The organism is Streptomyces fagopyri (assembly GCF_009498275.1).
Lineage (GTDB): Bacteria > Actinomycetota > Actinomycetes > Streptomycetales > Streptomycetaceae > Streptomyces > Streptomyces fagopyri.
Genome location: NZ_CP045643.1, coordinates 7,507,918 through 7,527,603, shown reverse-complemented (window position 1 = coordinate 7,527,603; position 19,686 = coordinate 7,507,918). Strand labels below are relative to the sequence as shown.

At 70.6% G+C, this 19,686-nt stretch carries 15 protein-coding genes and 1 pseudogene; 7 read left to right on the top strand and 9 right to left on the bottom strand.

Going from position 1 to position 19,686, the window contains the following annotated elements:
- Window positions 1–12: 12 nt before the first annotated feature.
- From alaS to GFH48_RS32575, 3 genes are read right to left on the bottom strand one after another with little or no spacing between them, the layout of a single operon-like run.
- A complete protein-coding gene (gene alaS / locus GFH48_RS32585; protein ID WP_153291667.1) occupies window positions 13–2,685 on the bottom strand; it encodes an alanine--tRNA ligase in 2,673 nt (890 codons plus the stop codon).
- The gene (locus tag GFH48_RS32580) at window positions 2,685–3,023 is read right to left on the bottom strand and encodes a DUF6167 family protein (protein ID WP_153291666.1); all 339 of its coding nucleotides are present in this window, start codon (window positions 3,021–3,023) and stop codon (window positions 2,685–2,687) included. The genes alaS and GFH48_RS32580 overlap by 1 nt, the downstream gene beginning before the upstream one ends.
- A gap of 7 nt (window positions 3,024–3,030) precedes the next feature.
- Window positions 3,031–3,465, bottom strand: a complete 435-nt coding sequence (locus GFH48_RS32575) for a DUF948 domain-containing protein (protein WP_153291665.1) — start codon at window positions 3,463–3,465, stop codon at window positions 3,031–3,033.
- Between the two features lie 160 nt (window positions 3,466–3,625).
- Here GFH48_RS32575 and GFH48_RS32570 point away from each other — a divergent pair, with 160 nt between their 5' ends.
- Window positions 3,626–5,794 (top strand): ATP-binding protein, encoded by a 2,169-nt coding sequence (locus GFH48_RS32570; protein WP_153291664.1) that lies wholly within the window; start codon window positions 3,626–3,628, stop codon window positions 5,792–5,794.
- A gap of 33 nt (window positions 5,795–5,827) precedes the next feature.
- Here GFH48_RS32570 and rpsD read toward each other — a convergent pair whose 3' ends face one another.
- The 3 genes from rpsD to GFH48_RS32555 all read right to left on the bottom strand — a co-directional run bounded on the left by rpsD (window position 5,828) and on the right by GFH48_RS32555 (window position 8,818).
- Window positions 5,828–6,442, bottom strand: a complete 615-nt coding sequence (gene rpsD, locus GFH48_RS32565; RefSeq protein WP_153291663.1) for a 30S ribosomal protein S4 — start codon at window positions 6,440–6,442, stop codon at window positions 5,828–5,830.
- A 340-nt stretch (window positions 6,443–6,782) separates the two neighbouring features.
- Window positions 6,783–8,138 (bottom strand): replication-associated recombination protein A, encoded by a 1,356-nt coding sequence (locus GFH48_RS32560; protein ID WP_153291662.1) that lies wholly within the window; start codon window positions 8,136–8,138, stop codon window positions 6,783–6,785.
- A 44-nt stretch (window positions 8,139–8,182) separates the two neighbouring features.
- Window positions 8,183–8,818, bottom strand: coding sequence for a vitamin K epoxide reductase family protein (locus GFH48_RS32555; RefSeq protein ID WP_153291661.1), 636 nt, complete (start codon window positions 8,816–8,818; stop codon window positions 8,183–8,185).
- 138 nt (window positions 8,819–8,956) lie between these two features.
- On the opposite strand from GFH48_RS32555, the gene GFH48_RS32550 reads away from it, so the two are divergent.
- The 4 genes and pseudogenes from GFH48_RS32550 to GFH48_RS32535 all read left to right on the top strand — a co-directional run bounded on the left by GFH48_RS32550 (window position 8,957) and on the right by GFH48_RS32535 (window position 12,510).
- Entirely contained in the window at window positions 8,957–9,823 is an 867-nt protein-coding gene (locus GFH48_RS32550; protein ID WP_153291660.1) for an ABC transporter ATP-binding protein, read from the top strand.
- Window positions 9,820–10,665: an ABC transporter permease gene (locus tag GFH48_RS32545; protein ID WP_153291659.1), complete on the top strand. Its 846-nt coding sequence runs from the start codon at window positions 9,820–9,822 to the stop codon at window positions 10,663–10,665. The genes GFH48_RS32550 and GFH48_RS32545 overlap by 4 nt, the downstream gene beginning before the upstream one ends.
- Window positions 10,662–11,890: pseudogene (locus tag GFH48_RS32540) on the top strand (sensor histidine kinase). The gene GFH48_RS32545 and the pseudogene GFH48_RS32540 overlap by 4 nt, the downstream one beginning before the upstream one ends.
- The gene (locus GFH48_RS32535) at window positions 11,887–12,510 is read left to right on the top strand and encodes a response regulator (RefSeq protein WP_153291658.1); all 624 of its coding nucleotides are present in this window, start codon (window positions 11,887–11,889) and stop codon (window positions 12,508–12,510) included. Before GFH48_RS32540 ends, GFH48_RS32535 begins: the two are co-directional and overlap by 4 nt.
- A 126-nt stretch (window positions 12,511–12,636) precedes the next feature.
- On the opposite strand, the gene hisS is transcribed toward GFH48_RS32535, so the two are convergent.
- The gene (gene hisS / locus GFH48_RS32530) at window positions 12,637–13,899 is read right to left on the bottom strand and encodes a histidine--tRNA ligase (RefSeq protein WP_153291657.1); all 1,263 of its coding nucleotides are present in this window, start codon (window positions 13,897–13,899) and stop codon (window positions 12,637–12,639) included.
- A 12-nt stretch (window positions 13,900–13,911) separates the two neighbouring features.
- Entirely contained in the window at window positions 13,912–14,628 is a 717-nt protein-coding gene (locus GFH48_RS32525; RefSeq protein ID WP_153291656.1) for an MBL fold metallo-hydrolase, read from the bottom strand.
- A gap of 180 nt (window positions 14,629–14,808) precedes the next feature.
- Between GFH48_RS32525 and GFH48_RS32520 the strand changes: the two genes are divergently transcribed.
- Together GFH48_RS32520 and GFH48_RS32515 are read left to right on the top strand one after the other, a co-directional pair.
- Window positions 14,809–15,657: a peptidylprolyl isomerase gene (locus GFH48_RS32520; RefSeq protein WP_153291655.1), complete on the top strand. Its 849-nt coding sequence runs from the start codon at window positions 14,809–14,811 to the stop codon at window positions 15,655–15,657.
- Window positions 15,658–15,792: 135 nt separating this feature from the next.
- Window positions 15,793–17,022, top strand: a complete 1,230-nt coding sequence (locus GFH48_RS32515; protein ID WP_153291654.1) for a DUF349 domain-containing protein — start codon at window positions 15,793–15,795, stop codon at window positions 17,020–17,022.
- Window positions 17,023–17,125: 103 nt separating this feature from the next.
- Here GFH48_RS32515 and GFH48_RS32510 read toward each other — a convergent pair whose 3' ends face one another.
- Entirely contained in the window at window positions 17,126–19,642 is a 2,517-nt protein-coding gene (locus GFH48_RS32510; protein WP_153291653.1) for a RelA/SpoT family protein, read from the bottom strand.
- Between the last annotated feature and the right edge of the window lie 44 nt (window positions 19,643–19,686).

The window sequence follows — 19,686 nt, the reverse complement described above, 5'->3', positions numbered from 1 at the left end:
GCCTGTCCGCGCTCACTTGGCCGTCTCGCCGACCAGGCGTTCGACGGCGTCCATGGCCTCACCGATGGCGGCCGGGTTCTGGCCGCCGCCCTGCGCGACGTCCGGCTTGCCGCCACCGCCGCCGCCGAGGGTCTTGGCGGCCGTACGGACCAGGTCGCCGGCCTTGAGACCGCGCTCGCGGGCCGCCTCGTTGGTGGCGATGACCGTGAGCGGCTTGCCGCCCGCCGTGGTGAACAGGGCCACGACGACGGCCCGGCCGCCCTGGATGCGGCCGCGTACGTCGAGGACCAGCTTGCGCAGGTCGTCCGCGCCCGTGCCGTCCGGGACCTGCCCGGTGACCAGGGCGACACCGCGGACGTCCTTGGCGGAGCCGGCGAGACCGGCGGCGGCCTGCAGGACCTTCTCCGCGCGGAACTTGTCGATCTCCTTCTCGGCGTCCTTCAGCTTGCCGAGCATGGCGGACACCTTCTCCGGGAGCTCCTCCGGACGGCCCTTGATCAGCTCCTGGAGCTGGGCGACGACCGTGTGCTCCTTGGCGAGGAAGTTGTAGGCGTCGACACCGACCAGGGCCTCGATGCGGCGCACACCGGAGCCGATCGAGGACTCACCGAGCAGCTTGACCAGGCCGAGCTGGGCGGTGTTGTGGACGTGCGTGCCGCCGCACAGCTCCTTGGAGAAGTCGCCGATCGTCACGACGCGCACCCGCTCGCCGTACTTCTCGCCGAACTCGGCGATGGCGCCCTGCTTCTTGGCCTCGTCGAGGCTCAGGATCTCGGCGTGCACGTCCAGGTCACGGGCGAGCACCTCGTTGATCTTCTGCTCGACGTCGGTCATGACGGCCGTGGGGACGGCCGAGGGCGAACCGAAGTCGAAGCGGAAGCGGCCCGGCTGGTTCTCGGAGCCGGCCTGGGCGGCCGTCGGGCCGAGGGCGTCGCGCAGGGCCTGGTGGGTGAGGTGCGTGGCCGAGTGGGCGCGGGCGATGGCCGTCCGCCGACGGGTGTCGATGATGGCCTGGGCCTGGGCGCCGACGGTGACCTCGCCGACCTGGACGACGCCCTTGTGGACGTACACGCCCGGGACGGGCTTCTGGCAGTCACGGACCTCGACGATCGCGCCGCTGTCCACCCTGATGCGCCCGGTGTCGCCGATCTGGCCACCGCCCTCGGCGTAGAACGGGGTGCGGTCGAGAACGATCTCGACCTCGTCGCCCTCGGTGGCGGCGGGCGACGACACACCGTCGACCAGGATGCCGACGATCCTCGACTCCCCCTCGGTCCGGTCGTACCCGATGAAGTCGGTCTCACCGGCGGCGTCGGCGATCTGCCGGTAGGCGCCGAGGTCCGCGTGACCGGTCTTCTTGGCGCGGGCGTCGGCCTTGGCCTTGTCCCGCTGCTCCTTCATCAGGCGGCGGAAGCCGTCCTCGTCCACGGACAGGCCCTGTTCGGCGGCCATCTCGAGGGTGAGGTCGATCGGGAAGCCCCAGGTGTCGTGGAGCAGGAAGGCCTTGTCGCCGGCGAGCACGGTGCCGCCGGACTCCTTGGTGTCCGTGATGGCCGTGTCGAGGATGTTCGTGCCGGCCTTCAGTGTCTTGAGGAAGGCGGCCTCCTCGGCGAGGGCCACGGTCTCGATGCGCCGGCGGTCGCCGACCAGCTCCGGGTACTGCTGGCCCATCATCTCGATCACGACGTCGATGAGGTCCTTGACGACCGGACCCGTCGCACCGAGCAGCCGCATGTTGCGGATGGCGCGGCGCATGATGCGGCGCAGGACGTATCCGCGGCCCTCGTTGCCGGGGCTCACGCCGTCACCGATGAGCATCACGGACGTCCGCATGTGGTCGGTGACCACGCGCAGCGAGACGTCGGAGTCGTGGGCGGCGCCGTACTCGACGCCCGTCAGCTCGGTGGCCTTCCTGATGACGGCCATGGAGGTGTCGATCTCGTACATGTTCTGCACGTCCTGCAGAATCATGGCGAGGCGTTCCAGGCCGAGGCCGGTGTCGATGTTCTTGCTGGGCAGCTCGCCGAGGATCTCGAAGTCCTCCTTCGAGGTGCCCTCGCCGCGCTCGTACTGCATGAAGACCAGGTTCCAGATCTCCACGTACCGCTCGTCGTTGACGGCCGGGCCGCCCTCGGCACCGAACTCCGGACCGCGGTCGTAGTTGATCTCGGAGCAGGGGCCGCACGGGCCCGGGACGCCCATGGACCAGTAGTTGTCCTTCTTGCCGAGGCGCTGGATGCGCTCGGCGGGGACACCGATCTTGTCGCGCCAGATGGACTCGGCCTCGTCGTCGTCGAGGTAGACCGTGATCCACAGCCGCTCGGGGTCGAGCCCGTAACCACCCTTGTCCTGGGGCGAGGTGAGCATCTCCCAGGCGTAGGTGATGGCACCTTCCTTGAAGTAGTCGCCGAAGGAGAAGTTGCCGCACATCTGGAAGAACGTGCCGTGGCGCGTGGTCTTGCCGACCTCTTCGATGTCGGGCGTGCGCACGCACTTCTGCACGCTGGTGGCGCGCGACCACGGCGGCTTGACCTCGCCGAGGAAGTACGGCTTGAAGGGGACCATGCCCGCGGGGACCAGGAGCAGAGTCGGGTCGTCCGCGATGAGCGACGCCGAGGGGACGACGGTGTGACCGCGCTCCTCGTAGAAGCTCAACCAGCGGCGGCGAATCTCGGCCGACTCCATCAGTGGTCCTCATTCCGGTTGTGCGAGTACGTCGACCTCTCGACATACCTCGGATCGTTACGGTTCTCGATGGCGGTGTACCGCCGGGGTGCGGGGAGTTCGTGGTCGGCGGACGCGCCGAGCCCGAGCGCCTCGTCGAGTTCGGCCTCCCGCTGGGCCATGCCGTCGCGGACGTCGAGCGCGAAGTCCTTGAGGCGGTGCCCTGCCGCGAGCGCCTTGTTCGCGGCCTGGGCGGCGAGGCTCTCGGGAGTCAGCTGCTTGAGCTTGCGGTTGACCTTGGTGGTGGCCCACACACCCGCGGCTGCGCCGGCGGTGAACCAGAACGTACGGCGGAACATCGCTGCGTCAGTCCTTCTTCCGCTTTCCCCGTCGCGCGGACGGGACGGTGCGGCCCACGATCACGGTACGCCGGGACGCTTTGGGGGGCACGTTCTCCCGGCGGCCGCCGATGGCCCGGCGGACGCCGTAGCCGAACGCCGCGACCTTGACCAGCGGGCCGCCGAAGGTGGAGGCGACGGTCGTGGAGAGCGCCGACGCGTTCGACGTGACCTCCTGGACGTCCGTCGCGATGGCGTCGACCCGGTCGATCTGGGTCTGTGCGGAGCGCACCGCCTCGGAGGCGTCGGCCAGCAGCGGGACGGCCTGGTCGGTCACGTCCGCCACGAGCTTGGTGGTCGCTCTGAGCGTCTGGGCCAGCCTCGCCAGCGCGACGGCGAGGAACGAGACCAGGATCGCCCAGAAGACGGCCACCAGGATCCCGGCCACCTCTCCACCGGACACTGTCGCACCCGCTCCCTAGTACGTGCCTGAACATCGAAAAGTCGTCCCCCGACCCTATCGCGCCGGGGCCGTCGCTCCGTACCGCATTAGCCGCCGGGAGGGCCGGAGTTGCGCGAAGCGATTGTACGGAACGCATACGGGTCAGTACTCTCCGTTTCCCATGCAGCATTTTGACCGGCCCCGGCCCTCCGGCGGTACGCCGCACGGCAATCTGCCCCTGGAACTCGACGCCTTCGTCGGGCGCTCGGCCGAACTCGCGCGGCTGACCGAGGCGCTGGAGGGGTCCCGGCTGGTCACGGTGACCGGCATGGGCGGCGTCGGCAAGTCGCGCCTCGCGGCCCGGACGGCGGCGGGCACGGACGCGCCGGACGGCGTGTGGCGGGCGGAGCTGGCCGCCGTACGGGATCCGGACCTCGTCGCGTACGCGGTCGTGGAGGCCCTCGGCCTGACGGACCAGACGTCGAGGGTGCCGCGCGAGCTCCTGCTCGACCGGCTCGCCGGGCGCCAACTCCTCCTGGTCGTCGATGGGTTCGAGCATCTGGTCGACGCGTGCGCCGCGCTGGTGGGCGAGCTGCTGCGGCGTACGCCGGGCCTGCGGGTGCTCGCGGTGGGGCGCAGGCCGCTGGAGATCGAGGGTGAACGGCTGTTCCCGCTGGCGCCACTGGACGACACGGCGGCCGTGGAACTGTTCGAGGAGCGGGCGGCGGCCCGGGTTCCCGGGTTCGCGCTGGACGACGGCAACCGGTCGGACGTGCGGGAACTGTGCCGCCGCCTCGACGGGATCCCGCTCGCCGTCGAGCTGGCCGCGGGCCGGCTGAGCGCCCTCTCCCCCGCCCAGCTGCTGTCCCGTCTGGAGGACCGCTTCCGGCTGCTGACGGGCGGCGGGCGGGACGCGCTCCCCCGGCACCAGACACTGCGTACGGCGATCGGCTGGAGCCATGAGCTGTGCACGTCCGAGGAGCGGCTGCTGTGGTCGCGGCTGTCGGTGTTCGCCGGCCGGTTCGACCTGGAGGCCGCCGAGTACGTGTGCGCCGGCGACGGACTGCGCGCCGACCACGTCCTCGACGTGGTCGGCGCGCTGCTCGCGCAGTCCGTGCTGGCCCGCGAGGAGACGCCCGCGGGTCCGCGCTACCGGATGCTGGACTCGGTCCGGGCGTACGGCGCGGACTGGCTGGCGGCGTCGGGCGACGCGGACCGGCTGCGCCGCCGCCACCGCGACTGGTACATGGGTCTGGCGACCTGGTGCGAGCTGGACTGGTTCTCGCCGCGGCAGGCCGAGGTGGCCGCGCGGGTCGAGGCGGAGCTGCCGAATCTGCGCCGCGCCCTGGAGTACTGCCTGACCGAGCCGGGCGAGACGCATCTGGGCCAGTACCTCGCGGGCAGCCTGTGGTTCTACTGGGTGGGCTGCGGCCGGCTGGCGGAGGGCCGGCACTGGCTGGAACGCGGCGTGGAACTCGACTGCGACCGTGACCGGTCGCGGCTCAAGGCCCTGTGGGTGCTCGGCTATGTGGCGATCCTCCAGGGCGACACGGTGTCCGCGCTGACCGCGCTCCAGGAGTGCCGCGAGGAGGCGCTGCGCACCGGTGACCCCACCGCGCTCGCCTACGCCGAGCACCGCGCGGGCTGTCTCGCGCTGGTCAGCGACGACATGCGACGGGCGGAGACGCTGTTGCGCTCGGCGCTCGACCGCTATCACGAGATCGGCGAGCTCAACAGCAACGTGCTGATGGGGCAGGTCGAGCTGGCGATGGCGCTGGCGTTCCAGGGCGACATGCCGGCCGCGGTGAAGCTGTGCGAGGACGTCCGCCGGGTGTGCGAGGACCACGGGGAGCGCTGGGCGCTGGCCTACGCGCTGTACGTGCTGGCGTACGAGGCCCTGGGAGCGGGCGATCCGGCACGCGCCCGGGGTCTGCTCGTCCGGTGCCTGGACATCGCGCACACCTTCCACGACCTGCTCGGCACGGTCCTCGCGCTGGAACTGCTCGCGCTGGTCACGACGGTGCAGGGCGATCCGGCGGAGGCCGCGGTGCTCCAGGGCGCGGCGGCCCGGCTGTGGCCGTCGGTGGGGCTGCCGCTGTTCGGCTCGGCGTACTACAACGTGCCGCACCAGCGGTGCGAGGCGGAGGCCCGGGAGCGGCTGGGCGACGAACGCTACGGGGAGTGCGTGCGGGCCGGGGAGCGGCTCGGGCGGGACGCGGCGGTGGAGCGGGCGCTGCGGCGGGCCGGACAGCGACCGCCGGCCGTGGTGCCCGCACCGCGCAGGCAGGCCCCGGACACGCAGAAGCCCGCCGTCTCGCGCCCCTCGAAGGGCGGCGGGACGACGGGCTGACGCGCAGGTGGTGCTACGTCCGCGTGATGGGGATCAGCGGGCGTAGTACTCGACGACGAGCTGCTCGTCGCAGATCACCGGGATCTCCTTGCGGTTCGGCTCGCGGTCCAGGCGGAAGGCCAGGGCGCCGAGGTTCACCTGGAGGTAACGCGGGGTCTCGCCGTCGGGGGCGAAGCCGCCCGCGCGGGAGACCTCGAACAGCGTCTTGCTGCGGCTGCGCTCGCGGACCATCACGACGTCGTCGGGACGGACGCGGAACGAGGGCTTGTCGACCTTCTGGCCGTTGACCTCGATGTGGCCGTGGACGACCATCTGGCGGGCCTGGTAGATCGTGCGGGCGATGCCCGAACGCAGGACCAGCGCGTCGAGACGGCGCTCGAGCTCGATGATCAGGGCCTCACCGGTCTTGCCCTGGACCTTGGAGGCACGCTCGTAGGCGCGGACGAGCTGGCGCTCGGACACGTCGTACTGCGCGCGCAGACGCTGCTTCTCGAGCAGACGGACCTTGTAGTCCGAGTTCTGCTTGCGGCCGCGGCCGTGCTCGCCCGGCGGGTAGGGGCGGGCCTCGAAGTACTTGACGGCCTTCGGGGTCAGCGCGATGCCGAGGGCACGCGACTTCTTGACCTTGGGGCGGGACTGGTTCGCCATGAACCAAACACCTCATGTTTCCGATACGAATACGGCTTCACCAGGGTTAGGGGAGGTCGCAATCCGCAGCCCGGGAAACCCTCCTCGCCACTGTGGTGATCCACGTGGGCGGGGCGGGCAGCCGCTCCTGGGTCTGGGCACATACGTGCAGCACGCGAGTGACCCACCGACCGATCCCGGAGATCCGGGTGGTGGTGGGTTGCCCGCGACACCTTCGACGGTGCGCGACGCTCCTGGAATCCCCCCGTGAAGGCGGGGGCTCCGGCTGGATGTCCCGTTCTGGTGGTGCCGACCGGAGCCGGACACGGGACGCAGCGCTTCGCGTCATCCTACAGGGTGGTCAGGTCCGTCCTCGACCGAGGCGCTTGCGGGTCCATTCCACCGCGTCCGCGTAGCGCGCCTCCGTACCGTGCCGGGTCGGCGTGTAGTACTCCCGGTCCCTGAGCTCCTCCGGGGCGTACTGCTGGGCGGCGATGCCCTCGGGCAGGTCGTGCGGGTACACGTACCCCTGGGCGTGCCCGAGCTTGGCCGCGCCCTTGTAGTGCCCGTCGCGCAGGTGCATGGGCACCGGGCCCGCGTGGCCCTTGCGCACGTCCTCCATGGCGGCGCCGATCGCCGTCGTCGCGGCGTTGGACTTCGGTGCCAGGGCCAGGGCGATGGTGGCGTGGCTGAGGGTGAGCGCCGCCTCGGGGAAGCCGATCATGGCGACGGCCTGCGCGGCCGCGACGGCTGTCGGCAGCGCGTGCGGGTCGGCCAGGCCGATGTCCTCGCTGGCGGAGATCATCAGCCGGCGGGCGATGAAGCGCGGGTCCTCGCCGGCCTCGATCATCCGGGCCAGGTAGTGCAGCGCGGCGTCCACGTCCGAGCCGCGGATGGACTTGATGAGGGCGCTCGCCACGTCGTAGTGCTGGTCGCCGTCACGGTCGTACTTCACCGCGGCTCGGTCGACGGTCTCCTCCAGGGTCTGGAGGGTGATCTCCGGCTCGCCCTTGTCGAGCGCGGAACCCGCCGCCGCCTCCAGGGCGGTCAGGGCGCGGCGGGCGTCGCCGCCGGCGATCCGCATGAGGTGCTGCTCGGTGTCCTCGGGGAGGGTGACGGACTCCTTGAGGCCGCGCTCGTCGGCGAGCGCCCGGCGCAGCAGTCCGCGCAGGTCGTCGTCGGTGAGCGGTTCGAGGGTGAGCAGGAGGGAGCGGGAGAGCAGGGGGGAGATCACCGAGAAGTAGGGGTTCTCGGTGGTCGCCGCGATGAGGGTCACCCAGCGGTTCTCGACGGCCGGGAGCAGGGAGTCCTGCTGGGCCTTGCTGAAGCGGTGGATCTCGTCCAGGAAGAGGACGGTCTCCTTGCCGAAGCCGCCGGTGGCCCGGCGGGCGCTCTCGATGACCGCGCGTACTTCCTTGACACCCGCGGTGATCGCGGAGAGTTCCACGAAGCGCTTGTTCGTGGCCTTGGAGACCACGTACGCGAGGGTCGTCTTGCCGGTGCCGGGCGGGCCCCAGAGGATCACGGAGGACGGTCCCGCGGGGCCGCCGCCGCTCTCGCCGACCAGTCTGCGCAAGGGAGAGCCCGGCTTCAGCAGATGCTGCTGGCCCACGACCTCTTCGAGGGTGCGCGGGCGCATCCGGACGGCCAGGGGGCTCCCGGAGGGGTCCTTCTCCTGGCGTTCTTCTGCTGCGGCGGTGAACAGGTCGGGCTCCACGGACGAAACCCTATGTCACCCCACTGACAATGCCCTCGGCGCTGTCAGCTCGTCCAGAAATCCCACCAGCGGGTCAGGATCAGCATGCCGATGATGCCGATGTGCACGACCGGCAGGACCCAGGTGAACTCGCCGAAGAAGCTCCTCGCCCAGCGCGGGGCGGGCAGGAAGCCGTTGCGGACGTTGGACGAGGTCACGTACCAGAACATGATGATCGTGGCGACCCAGGCCAGCGAGCACCACAGGCACAGCGAGTTGATGCGGTACAGCGACTGGAACTGCAGCCAGGTGCAGAATCCGACACCGAAGAGGGTGCCGGCGTTGAAGGTCAGCCAGTACCAGCGCGGGAAGGTGGCCCGCGCCAGCAGGCTCACTCCGACGCAGATCACGATGCCGTACGCCACCAGGCCCAGCATCGGGTTGGGGAACCCGAAGGCCGAGGCCTGCTCGCTCTTCATGATGTTGCCGCAGGAGACGACCGGGTTCAGGCTGCACCCCGGCACGAAGTTCGGGTTCTCCAGCAGCTTGAACTTGTCGATCGTGATGACCCACGCGGCGAGCAGACCGGCCGCACCGGTGATCACCAGCATCAGGGCGAGCGCACGGCTGCCGCCGACCGTCCGGGGACCGTCGGCGCGGTCCGGTTCGGTGGAGACGTCCTTGACTGTCGTCTTGCTCATCACGCCGTTTCCGTAGCTTCGAAGGGCCTGCGGGCACCGACATTGTGCCGCACGCGCGGGTGTGTCCACCGTTCGATGGACATAAGGAGGTACGCGCGGTCGTCCCGGAACGTTCGGTTCGGGGGGAAGCTCAGGGCCATGACCACACACGCGGAAGAGCTCGCGGTGGACGTACGCGGGCTGCGCAAGCGGTACGGCGACGTGACCGCCGTCGACGGTGTCGATCTCGGGATCCGCCGGGGCGAGGTGTTCGGCCTGCTCGGGCCCAACGGCGCGGGCAAGAGCACGACGGTGGAGATCCTCCAGGGCAACCGCGCCCGGGACGCGGGCGAGGTCTCCGTCCTGGGGTCGGACCCGGCGACGGGCACGCGCGCCTGGCGCTCTCGAGTCGGCATCGTCTGGCAGGACGAATCGGCGCCCGCCGAGTTGACGGTGCGCGAGACCGTACGGCATTTCGCCCGCTACTACCCGAGGCCCCGCGACCCCGAGGAGGTCATCGGACTCGTCGGTCTGGAAGCGAAGGCGGACAGCCGGATCAAGGCGCTCTCGGGCGGTCAGCGCAGGCGGCTGGACGTGGCGCTCGGCGTGATCGGCGGCCCCGAGCTGCTGCTCCTGGACGAGCCGACCACCGGCTTCGACCCGGCCGCGCGCCGGCAGTTCTGGGACCTGATCAGGAAGCTGGCCGACGAGGGCACCACCATCCTGCTCACCACCCACTACCTGGAGGAGGCGGAGGCGCTCGCGCACCGGCTCGCCGTGGTCGCGCGCGGGCGGGTCGTCGCCCAGGGCGAGCCCGCCGCGCTGCGCGAGCGCTTCGGCACCGGGGCGACCGTCCGGTGGACGGAGGCCGACGGCACCCCCCGCTCCGAGCACACCGACACCCCCACCCGCACCGTCGCGGAGCTCACCCGCCGCTTCGACGGCGAGATCCCGGGGCTGACGGTGACCCGCCCCACCCTGGAGGACGTCTATCTCCGGCTGACCGGACAGGAGGACGCGCGATGACCACGACCGCCGTACGATCCCGCGACGAGACCGGCACCGGCCGCCTCCCGGGCGCCTGGGGCCTCGGCCTGCGGCGTGGCGCCCTGGAGATCAGGCAGTTCTTCCGCCAGCGCGACCAGGTTGTGTTCACCTTCGCCTTCCCGGTCGTCTTCCTGTTCCTCTTCGCCTCGATCTTCAGCGACGACGTCCGGGGTGCGGGCATCACCGCCTCGCAGCTGTACGTCCCCGCGATGATGGCCGCGGGCATCATGTCCACCAGTTTCCAGTCCCTCGGCATCTCGATCGCCATCGAACGCGACGAGAAGGTGCTGCGCCGGCTGCGCGGCACGCCGATGCCCCCGGCCGCGTACTTCCTGGGCAAGATCTGGCTGGTCCTGGTCACCGGTCTCCTGGAGACGGCGATCCTGCTCCTGGTGGGAACGACCCTGTACGACGTGAAACTCCCCTCGGACGTGGGCAGGTGGGCCGAGTTCGGCTGGATATTCGTCCTCGGTCTGACCGCGTGCGCCCTGCTCGGCATCGCGGTCGCTTCGGTCCCCAAGTCGGGCAAGAGCGCCACCTCCGTGGTCGTCCTCCCCTTCCTGGTACTGCAGTTCATCTCCGGGGTGTACATCGCCATCGACACGATCCCCGACTGGATGCTGAACATAGGCGCGCTGTTCCCGCTGAAGTGGATGTGCCAGGGGCTGCGCGGGGTGTTCCTGCCGGAGTCGGCGAAGGTCCTGGAACAGGCGGGTGCCTGGGAGTTCGGGCGGATCGCCCTGGTGCTGGGGGCGTGGTGCGTCGGCGGACTGGTGCTGTGTCTGCTGACCTTCCGCTGGAAGAACCGGCGCGACGGGTGACCCACCCGCCGGGCGTTACGGGCGCGGCGGGCGGAGCGAGCGGGACCACGGGGTCGTACACCTGGGACCGCTCGTTCCGTCTCTGGGACTCGTACTTCGCGACCGTGTGGGTGGCCACCCTGGTGTTCGTGCTCGGCACGGGACATCCGGGCTGGTGCCCTCGGGTCGTCGCGGCCGCGCTGCTCGTCCCGCTCATTCCCTGGTACGTGGTGGTGGGGCGCCCCGTCCTGGGCGACGACCCGCCCGCCGAGCGACGGGCCCTCGGCTATCTGGCCAGGGCGATGACGCGGTTCCTGCCGTCGGCGATACTCGCCGGGGAGACCCGGCTGATGACCTTCGCGCTCGTCCCGCAGTGCTTCATGGCGCTGCGGCTGCGCTGGGCGCTGGCGGCGATGAGCGTCATCAACGTCGCGCCGGTGGTGGGCTGGGCGCTGCTGTGGCGGCCCGTCGGCCAGGAGGTGTTCTTCAACTCGCTCTTCGCCGTGGTCACCCTCGTCTTCTCGGCGGCCGTCGGCAGCTGGACCATCCGGGTCCTCGAACAGAGCCAGGATCGGGCCGCGCTCATCGCCGAGCTGGACGTCAGCCGGCACGAGCTGTCCCGGCTCTCGGCCGCGCACGGCGCGCTGGCCGAGCGCGAGCGGTTCTCCCGGGAGATCCACGACACGCTCGCGCAGGGCTTCACCAGCCTGCTGATGCTGGTCCAGGCGGTCGAGGCGGAGCTCGACCACGACCTGCCGCGGGCCCGCCGCCATCTGTCCCTGATGGCGCAGACGGCGCGGCAGAACCTCGCCGAGGCGCGCGCCCTGGTCGCCGGCGGCGCCCCCGCCGACCTCGACGGTGCCTCGCTGCCGGAGCGCTGCGCCGGCTCGCCGCACGTCACGACGCCACGGTCGACGTGACCGGTCCGGTGCGCGCGCTGCCCGCGGGACCGGAGGTGGTCGTGCTGCGCTCCTGTCAGGAGGCGCTCGCCAACGCCCGTAAGCACGCGGGGGGTTCGACGGACGTCGCCGTCGCGCTGGCCTACGCCGTCGACGTGCTGACCCTCTCCGTCCGGGACGACGGCTGCGGCTTCGACCCCGCCGCACCGGCCGGCGGCTACGGTCTGGCGGGGCTGCGCGCCCGCGCCGCGGAGGTGGGCGGCACGGCGTCGGTGCGCAGTGCGCCCGGGGACGGTACGACCGTGACCGTCGAGCTTCCGGTACCCCCTGAGAGGAGCACCCCGTGATCCGCATCGTCCTCGCCGACGACCATCCCGTGGTACGCGAGGGGCTGCGCGCGATGCTCAGCGCCGAACCCGATCTCGACGTGGTCGCCGACGCGTCGAGCGGACCCCGGGCGGAGGCGCTGGCCGCGGAGTTGGGTCCCGACATCGTGCTGATGGACCTGCGGATGCCCGGCGGCGGGGGCGTCGACTCGATCGTCCGGATGACCGAGGCGGGGCTGCCCTGCCGGGTGATCGTGCTGACGACGTACGACACGGACCGGGACATCCTGCGGGCGGTCGAGGCCGGTGCCGCGGGGTATCTGCTGAAGGACCTGCCCCGTGGGGAGCCGGCCGACGCCGTGCGGGCCGCGGCCCGGGGCGAGACGGTGCTGGCGCCGACCGTCGCCGCCCGGCTCGTGGACCAGCTCCGTACGAAGCCGGAGCGGCCTCGGCTGTCGGAGCGGGAGACCGCGGTGCTGCGGCTGGTGGCGGAGGGGTGCACGGACGCCGAGATCGGGCGCCGGCTGTTCATCGGCGAGTCCACGGTGAAGACCCATCTGCTGCGGGTCTTCGGCAAGCTGGGAGTGGACGACCGTACGGCGGCGGTCACGAGCGCGATGCGCTTCGGCTTCCTGGACTGACCTGCCCCGTCCTCGAACGCCCGGCGGTCCGGGGGTCGTTCAGGGCACGGGCCGCGCGGACCGCCCCCGCCGCCCGCACCGGGAGAGTCGTCCCACGGCGGGGCGGGCGGGGGCGGGGAGGCGCGCTCAGCCGAGCCGGACCTCGAGTTCGGCCACGATCTCGTTGACGCCGACGGCGGTCTGCTCGCCGGACTCCATGTCCTTGAGCTGCACCACGCCCTCGGCGAGATCCCGCTCACCGGCGACGATCGTGTAGCGCGCCCCCGACCGGTTGGCGTTCTTCATCGCGCCCTTGAGTCCCTTGCCGCCGTACGAGAAGTCGGCCGCGATCCCCAGCTTGCGCAGCTCCGTGACCTTGCCGAAGAGCACCCGGCGGGCCTCCTCCCCCAACGGCACCGCGAACACACTGGTGGCGACGGGGAGTTCGAGCTCCACGCCCTCCGCCTCCAGCGCCAGCACCGTACGGTCGACGCCCAGCGCCCAGCCGACCGACGGCAGTTCGGGGCCGCCGATCATCTCGGAGAGACCGTCGTAGCGGCCGCCGCCGCCCACCGCGGACTGCGAGCCGAGGCCGTCGTGGACGAACTCGAAGGTGGTGCGGGTGTAGTAGTCCAGCCCGCGCACCAGCTTGGCGTCGTCCTCGAAGACGACGCCCGCGGCCGTGATCAGCTCGCGCACCTCCTCGTGGTACGTCTTGCACGCGTCGCACAGGAAGTCGCGCAGCAGCGGCGCGCCGACCAACTGCTTCTGTACGTCGTCACGCTTGTCGTCGAGGACCCGCAGCGGGTTGATCTCGGCCCGGCGCAGGGTGTCCTCGTCGAGGTCGAGACCGCGCAGGAAGTCCTGGAGCGCGGCCCGGTACACGGGACGGCACTCCTTGTCACCGAGCGAGTTGAGCAGGATCCGGAAGTTCCTTAGCCCCAGCGACCGGTAGGCCTGGTCCGCCAGGATGATCAGCTCGGCGTCGAGTGCCGGGTCCTCCGCGCCGATGGCCTCCGCACCGACCTGCGAGAAGTGGCGGTACCGGCCCTTCTGGGGACGCTCGTAGCGGTAGTACGAGCCGGAGTACCAGAGCTTCACGGGGAGGTTGCCGAGCTTGTGCAGGTTCGCCTCGAGCGCGGCGCGCAGCACGGAGGCGGTGCCCTCGGGGCGCAGCGCCAGCCGGTCGCCGCCCTTGGTCTCGAAGGCGTACATCTCCTTGCTCACGATGTCGGTGGACTCACCGACCCCGCGCGCGAACAGTTCGACGCTCTCGAAGCCGGGGGTCTCGATGTAGCCGTAGCCGGAGTTGCGCAGCGGCGCCGCGATGGCCTCGCGGACGGCGAGGTACTTCGCGCTGTCCGGCGGGATCAGGTCGTAGGTGCCCTTGGGGGCCTTGAAGGTGCTCACGAAGGTCTCTCGTCACATTCCTCGTCGGGGAGCCGGCCGCGGGCCGGGCTCTTGACGGTCTGCCGCCACCTGTCGCAGGTACGGGTTGGTGGCGCGCTCCTGGCCGATGCTGGTCTGGGGACCGTGCCCCGACAGCACCACGGTCGAGTCGTCGAGCGGCAGGCACACACGGGCCAGCGAGCCGAGCATCTCGTCCATGTCACCGCCGGGCAGGTCGGTGCGTCCGATGGAGCCGGCGAACAGCAGATCCCCGGAGAAGAACACGGACGGTACGTCCGCGCTCTCGGGCATCCGGAAGGTCACCGACCCCTTGGTATGGCCGGGCGCGTGCGCGACGGACAGCTCCAGACCGGCCAGCCGGAGTCCGGCACCGTCGGCCAGCTCCTTGACGTCGTCCGGCTCGCCCACCGTCAGCTCACCCATGAGCGGCATGCCGATGGAGCGGCCGAGCGCCTTCTCGGGGTCGCTCATCATGTACCGGTCCTCGGGGTGGATCCACGCCGGTACCCCGTGCGCCCCGCACACCGGGACGACCGAGGCGACATGGTCGATGTGGCCGTGGGTGAGGATGACCGCGACGGGCTTGAGCCGATGCTTCTTGAGCGCATCCTCGACTCCCTGGGTGGCCTGGTGGCCCGGGTCGATGATCACGCACTCCTCACCCGCGGCGGGGGCGACCAGGTAACAGTTGGTCCCCCAGGCCCCGGCGGGGAACCCGGCAATGAGCACGATCGTCCTTCGGGGTGTCGTACGTGATGTGTCCGTACGGAGTGGGCGGCTGTGGCCCAGAGCCTACCGGCGCTGCCGTTTCCTCAGCCAACCCATATACGGTACGGGCACACGCAGGCGATCGGCTCACAAGACGCACGCGTCCCACTTGTCGTACGAGACGCACGAGGAGATAACCCGGTGGTCACCCAGGAACAGCGGCGGCGTCAGCTCGCCCGGGAGAAGTTCTTGCGGCAGCAGCAGCGGCGTACGGCCGCGCGGCGCAAGTCCCACATGCGGAACACGGTGGTCGCGTCGGTCCTCGGCGTGGTCGTCGTCGGCAGTGTGGTGTCGTACGCGACCGGTGTCTTCAAGAACGACGACAAGAAGGCCAACGCCGGCGCGGAGGTCACGCCGAGCGCCGCCCCGACCAGCAAGGCGCCGGATCCGTGCGGCAAGCCGGCCTCGGGTTCGGTGAAGTCGCTGAGCTGGAAGAAGGAGCCGGCGATGACCATCGACAAGTCCGCGGACTACACCATGAAGATGGCCACGACCTGCGGCGAGATGGACATCGCGCTCAACGCGGCGGCCGCTCCGCACACCGTGAACTCGTTCGACTTCCTCGCGGGCAAGGGCTACTTCGACCACACGAAGTGCCACCGGCTCACCGCCGAGGGCATCTACGTGCTGCAGTGCGGTGACCCCAAGGGCACCGGCGCCGGTGGTCCCGGGTACACGATCCCGGACGAGAACCTGAAGGACAAAAGCCTGAAGGGCAACGTGTATCCGGCGGGCACCGTCGCGATGGCGAACCAGTACAACGCCCAGACGAAGTCGGGACGCGGCACCGGTGGCAGCCAGTTCTTCCTCGTCTACCAGGACAGTCAGCTGCCGCCCGACTACACACCGTTCGGCACCGTGTCCGACGCGGGGATGAAGGTCCTCAAGAAGATCGCCGGCGCCGGCGCGCAGCCCGCCGATCCCCAGACGGGCAACACCGCGCCGAACGCGACCGTGGTGATCGACAAGGCGACCGTCACGAAATCCTGACCCCTCAACCGGGAACTTCGGACGCGCGGGATGCGGACAGGCAACCCGCTGGTCGCCTATGTTGGCCGTGACGAAACTGTGGACGATGCCCGGGGGCGCTGAAGCCCCTCGCAGGCATCATGTGGAGGAGGCGCTGTGAGCAGCGACCCGTGGGGCCGCGTCGACGAGACGGGGACCGTGTACGTGCGTACGGCCGACGGCGAGCAGGTCGTCGGTTCCTGGCAGGCCGGCTCCCCCGATGAGGCGCTGGCCTACTTCGAGCGCAAGTACGAAGGCCTGGTTGTGGAGATCGGCCTCCTCGAGAAGCGAGTGAAGACCACCGACCTGTCGGCGAAGGACGCCCAGACCGCCGTCGATCACATCCGCGCGCAGGTGGACGCCCACCACGCGGTCGGCGATCTGGCGGCGCTGAAGGTACGGCTGGACAAGCTCGTCGAGACGGTGGACGCGCGCCGTGAGGAGCGCAAGGTCCAGCGTGCGAAGCAGTCCGACGAGGCCCGGCACTCCAAGGAGGCGCTGGTCGTCGAGGCGGAGGAGCTGGCGCAGAGCGACCAGTGGCGGGCGGCCGGTGAGCGGCTGCGCTCCCTGGTGGACACGTGGAAGGGGCTGCCGCGACTCGACCGCAAGTCGGACGACGAGCTGTGGCACCGCTTCTCGCACGCGCGCTCGGCGTTCTCCAAGCGCCGCAAGGCGCACTTCGCCTCGCTGGACGCGCAGCGCGAGGACGCCCGCAAGACCAAGGAGAAGCTGGTCGCGGAGGCCGAGTCGCTGTCCGCCTCGGCGGACTGGGGTCCGACGGCGGCGCGCTACCGCGAGCTGATGGCGGACTGGAAGGCAGCGGGCCGCGCCCAGCGTGAGCACGAGGACGACCTGTGGAACCGCTTCCGCGGTGCCCAGGACGTGTTCTTCGCGGCGCGGGGTTCGGTCTTCGCCGAGCGGGACGCGGAGCAGTCGGAGAACCTGAAGCTCAAGGAGGAGCTGGCCGAGGAGGCCGAGAAGCTCGTCCCGGTGCAGGATCTGAAGGCCTCGCGCGCCGCCTTCCGCTCGATCAACGAGCGCTGGGAGGCCATCGGCCATGTGCCGCGTGACGCCCGCCCGAAGGTCGAGGGCCGGATGCACGCGGTGGAGCGGGCTCTGCAGGAGTCCGAGGAGACCGAGTGGCGGCGGACCAACCCGGAGGCACGCGCGCGTGCCGAGGGGCTGACCGGTCAGCTGCAGGCCGCCGTGGACAAGCTCCAGGGCCAGATCGAGGCGGCGCGCACCGCGGGCAACTCCTCGAAGGCCGACAAGCTCCAGCGGGAGCTCGACGGCCGCCAGGCGCTGCTCGACCAGGCCCTGAAGGGTCTGCAGGAGTTCGGCGGCTGAGCAGGTGGTCGCCCCGCGTACAGGGGCGTGAGAGAGGGGCTCCCGTACTGATGTACGGGAGCCCCTCTCTCGTCCGCCGGCGAGCCGGTGGTGAGCGGCGGTCCTACGGCCTGCGTGCCGACGTCACCCGGTACACGTCGTAGACGCCCTCCACGCCCCGTACCGCCTTCAGGACGTGGCCCAGGTGCTTGGGGTCGCCCATCTCGAAGGTGAAGCGTGACGTGGCGACTCGGTCGCGAGAGGTCTGGACGGCCGCGGACAGGATGTTGACGTGCTGGTCGGACAGGACGCGGGTGACGTCGGAGAGCAGCCGGGAGCGGTCCAGTGCCTCCACCTGTATGGCGACCAGGAAGACCGAGGACTGGGTGGGCGCCCACTCCACGTCGAGGATGCGCTCGGGCTCGCGCGACAGGGACTCCACGTTGACGCAGTCGCTGCGGTGGACCGAGACGCCGCTGCCCCGGGTGACGAACCCGATGATGGGGTCCCCGGGAACGGGGGTGCAGCAGCGCGCGAGCTTGACCCACACGTCATCGACGCCCTTGACGACCACACCGGGGTCGGCGTTCGAGCGCCGCTTGCGGCCGCGTCCGCGGGCGGGCGGGACGCTCTCGTCGATCTCCTCGGTGGCCGCCTCCTCGCCGCCGAGGGCCTGCACCAGTTTCTGCACGACGCTCTGCGCGGCGACATGACCCTCACCGATCGCCGCGTACAGCGAGGAGATGTCGGGGTAGCGCATCTCGTGCGCGAGCGTCACCAGGGAGTCGCCGGTCAGGATGCGCTGGATCGGCAGGTTCTGCTTGCGCATCGCGCGGGCGATGGCGTCCTTGCCCTGCTCGATCGCCTCGTCGCGGCGCTCCTTGGAGAACCAGGCGCGGATCTTGTTGCGGGCGCGCGGTGACTTGACGAAGCCGAGCCAGTCGCGGGAGGGCCCGGCCCCGGCCGCCTTGGAGGTGAAGACCTCCACCAGGTCGCCGTTGTCCAGGGTCGATTCGAGCGGGACGAGACGTCCGTTGACCCGTGCGCCTATCGTGCGGTGGCCGACCTCCGTGTGGACGGCGTACGCGAAGTCCACGGGGGTCGCGCCCGCCGGGAGCGCTATGACGTCGCCCTTCGGCGTGAAGACGAAGACCTCGTTGCGGGACAGGTCGAAGCGCAGCGACTCCAGGAACTCGCTGGGGTCCTCGGTCTCCTTCTGCCAGTCGAGCAACTGGCGCAGCCACGCCATGTCGTTGACGGCGTCCTTGTCCTTGCTGACGCTCTTCGGGGCGTCCGTGCGCACCTTGGAGGCGCCGGCGGAGGGCTCCTGCTTGTACTTCCAGTGCGCGGCGATCCCGTACTCGGCACGGCGGTGCATGTCGAACGTACGGATCTGGAGTTCGACCGGCTTGCCGTTGGGTCCGATGACCGTCGTGTGCAGCGACTGGTACATGTTGAACTTGGGCATCGCGATGTAGTCCTTGAACCGGCCGGGAACCGGGTTCCATCGCGCGTGCACGGTGCCGAGGGCCGCGTAGCAGTCCCTGACGGTGTCCACGAGGACACGGATGCCCACCAGGTCGTAGATCTCCGCGAAGTCACGGCCGCGGACGATCATCTTCTGGTAGACGCTGTAGTAGTGCTTCGGACGGCCGGTCACGGTCGCCTTGATACGGGCGGCGCGCAGGTCGGACTGGACCTCGTCGGTCACTATGGCGAGGTACTCGTCGCGCTTGGGGGCGCGCTCGGCGACCAGCCGCACGATCTCGTCGTACATCTTGGGGTAGAGGATCGCGAAGGCGAGGTCCTCCAGCTCCCACTTGATGGTGTTCATGCCCAGGCGGTGGGCGAGCGGCGCGTAGATCTCCAGGGTCTCGCGCGCCTTCTTCTCCTGCTTCTCGCGCTTGAGGTAACGCATGGTGCGCATGTTGTGCAGGCGGTCGGCGAGCTTGATGACCAGGACGCGGGGGTCCTTGGCCATGGCGACGACCATCTTGCGCACGGTCTCGGCCTGCGCGGCCTCACCGAACTTGACCTTGTCCAGCTTCGTGACGCCGTCGACGAGGAGGGCGACCTGGTCGCCGAAGTCGCGCTTGAGGGTGTCGAGGCCGTACTCGGTGTCCTCGACGGTGTCGTGCAGTAGCCCCGCCATCAGCGTGGCCGGGTCCATGCCGAGCTCGGCGAGGATGGTGGTGACGGCGAGCGGGTGCGTGATGTACGGGTCGCCGCTCTTGCGCTTCTGGCCGCGGTGCCAGCGCTCGGCGACCTGATAGGCCTTCTCGACCTGTCGGAGCGTGGCCGTCTCGATCTTGGGATCGTTGCTGCGCACTATCCGCAGCAGGGGCTCCAGGACCGGGTTGTACGGGTTCGATCGCTGCACGCCGAGCCGGGCCAGGCGGGCGCGGACGCGGTTGGAGGAGCCGCCGGTGCGCGCGGGCTGGCTCGGGGCCGACCGGACCGCCGGGGTGCTCGCGGCGCGCTCGGGAGCCGGTTTGGGGCGTGGCTGCTCGGCCGCCTTGTCGTCGGGCGCTGACTGGGCGTGCTCGACCGGCCCGGGAGCGGCGCTCTTCGCGGGCGTGTCCGTGCCGCCCGAGGCGGGCTCGGGCTTGGCGGCGGTGAGTGGCTGGGCCTCGTCTGGCAAGAGGGCTCCTCGTGCGCGTTCCGGGTCCCCCGGTCAGGCTCCGG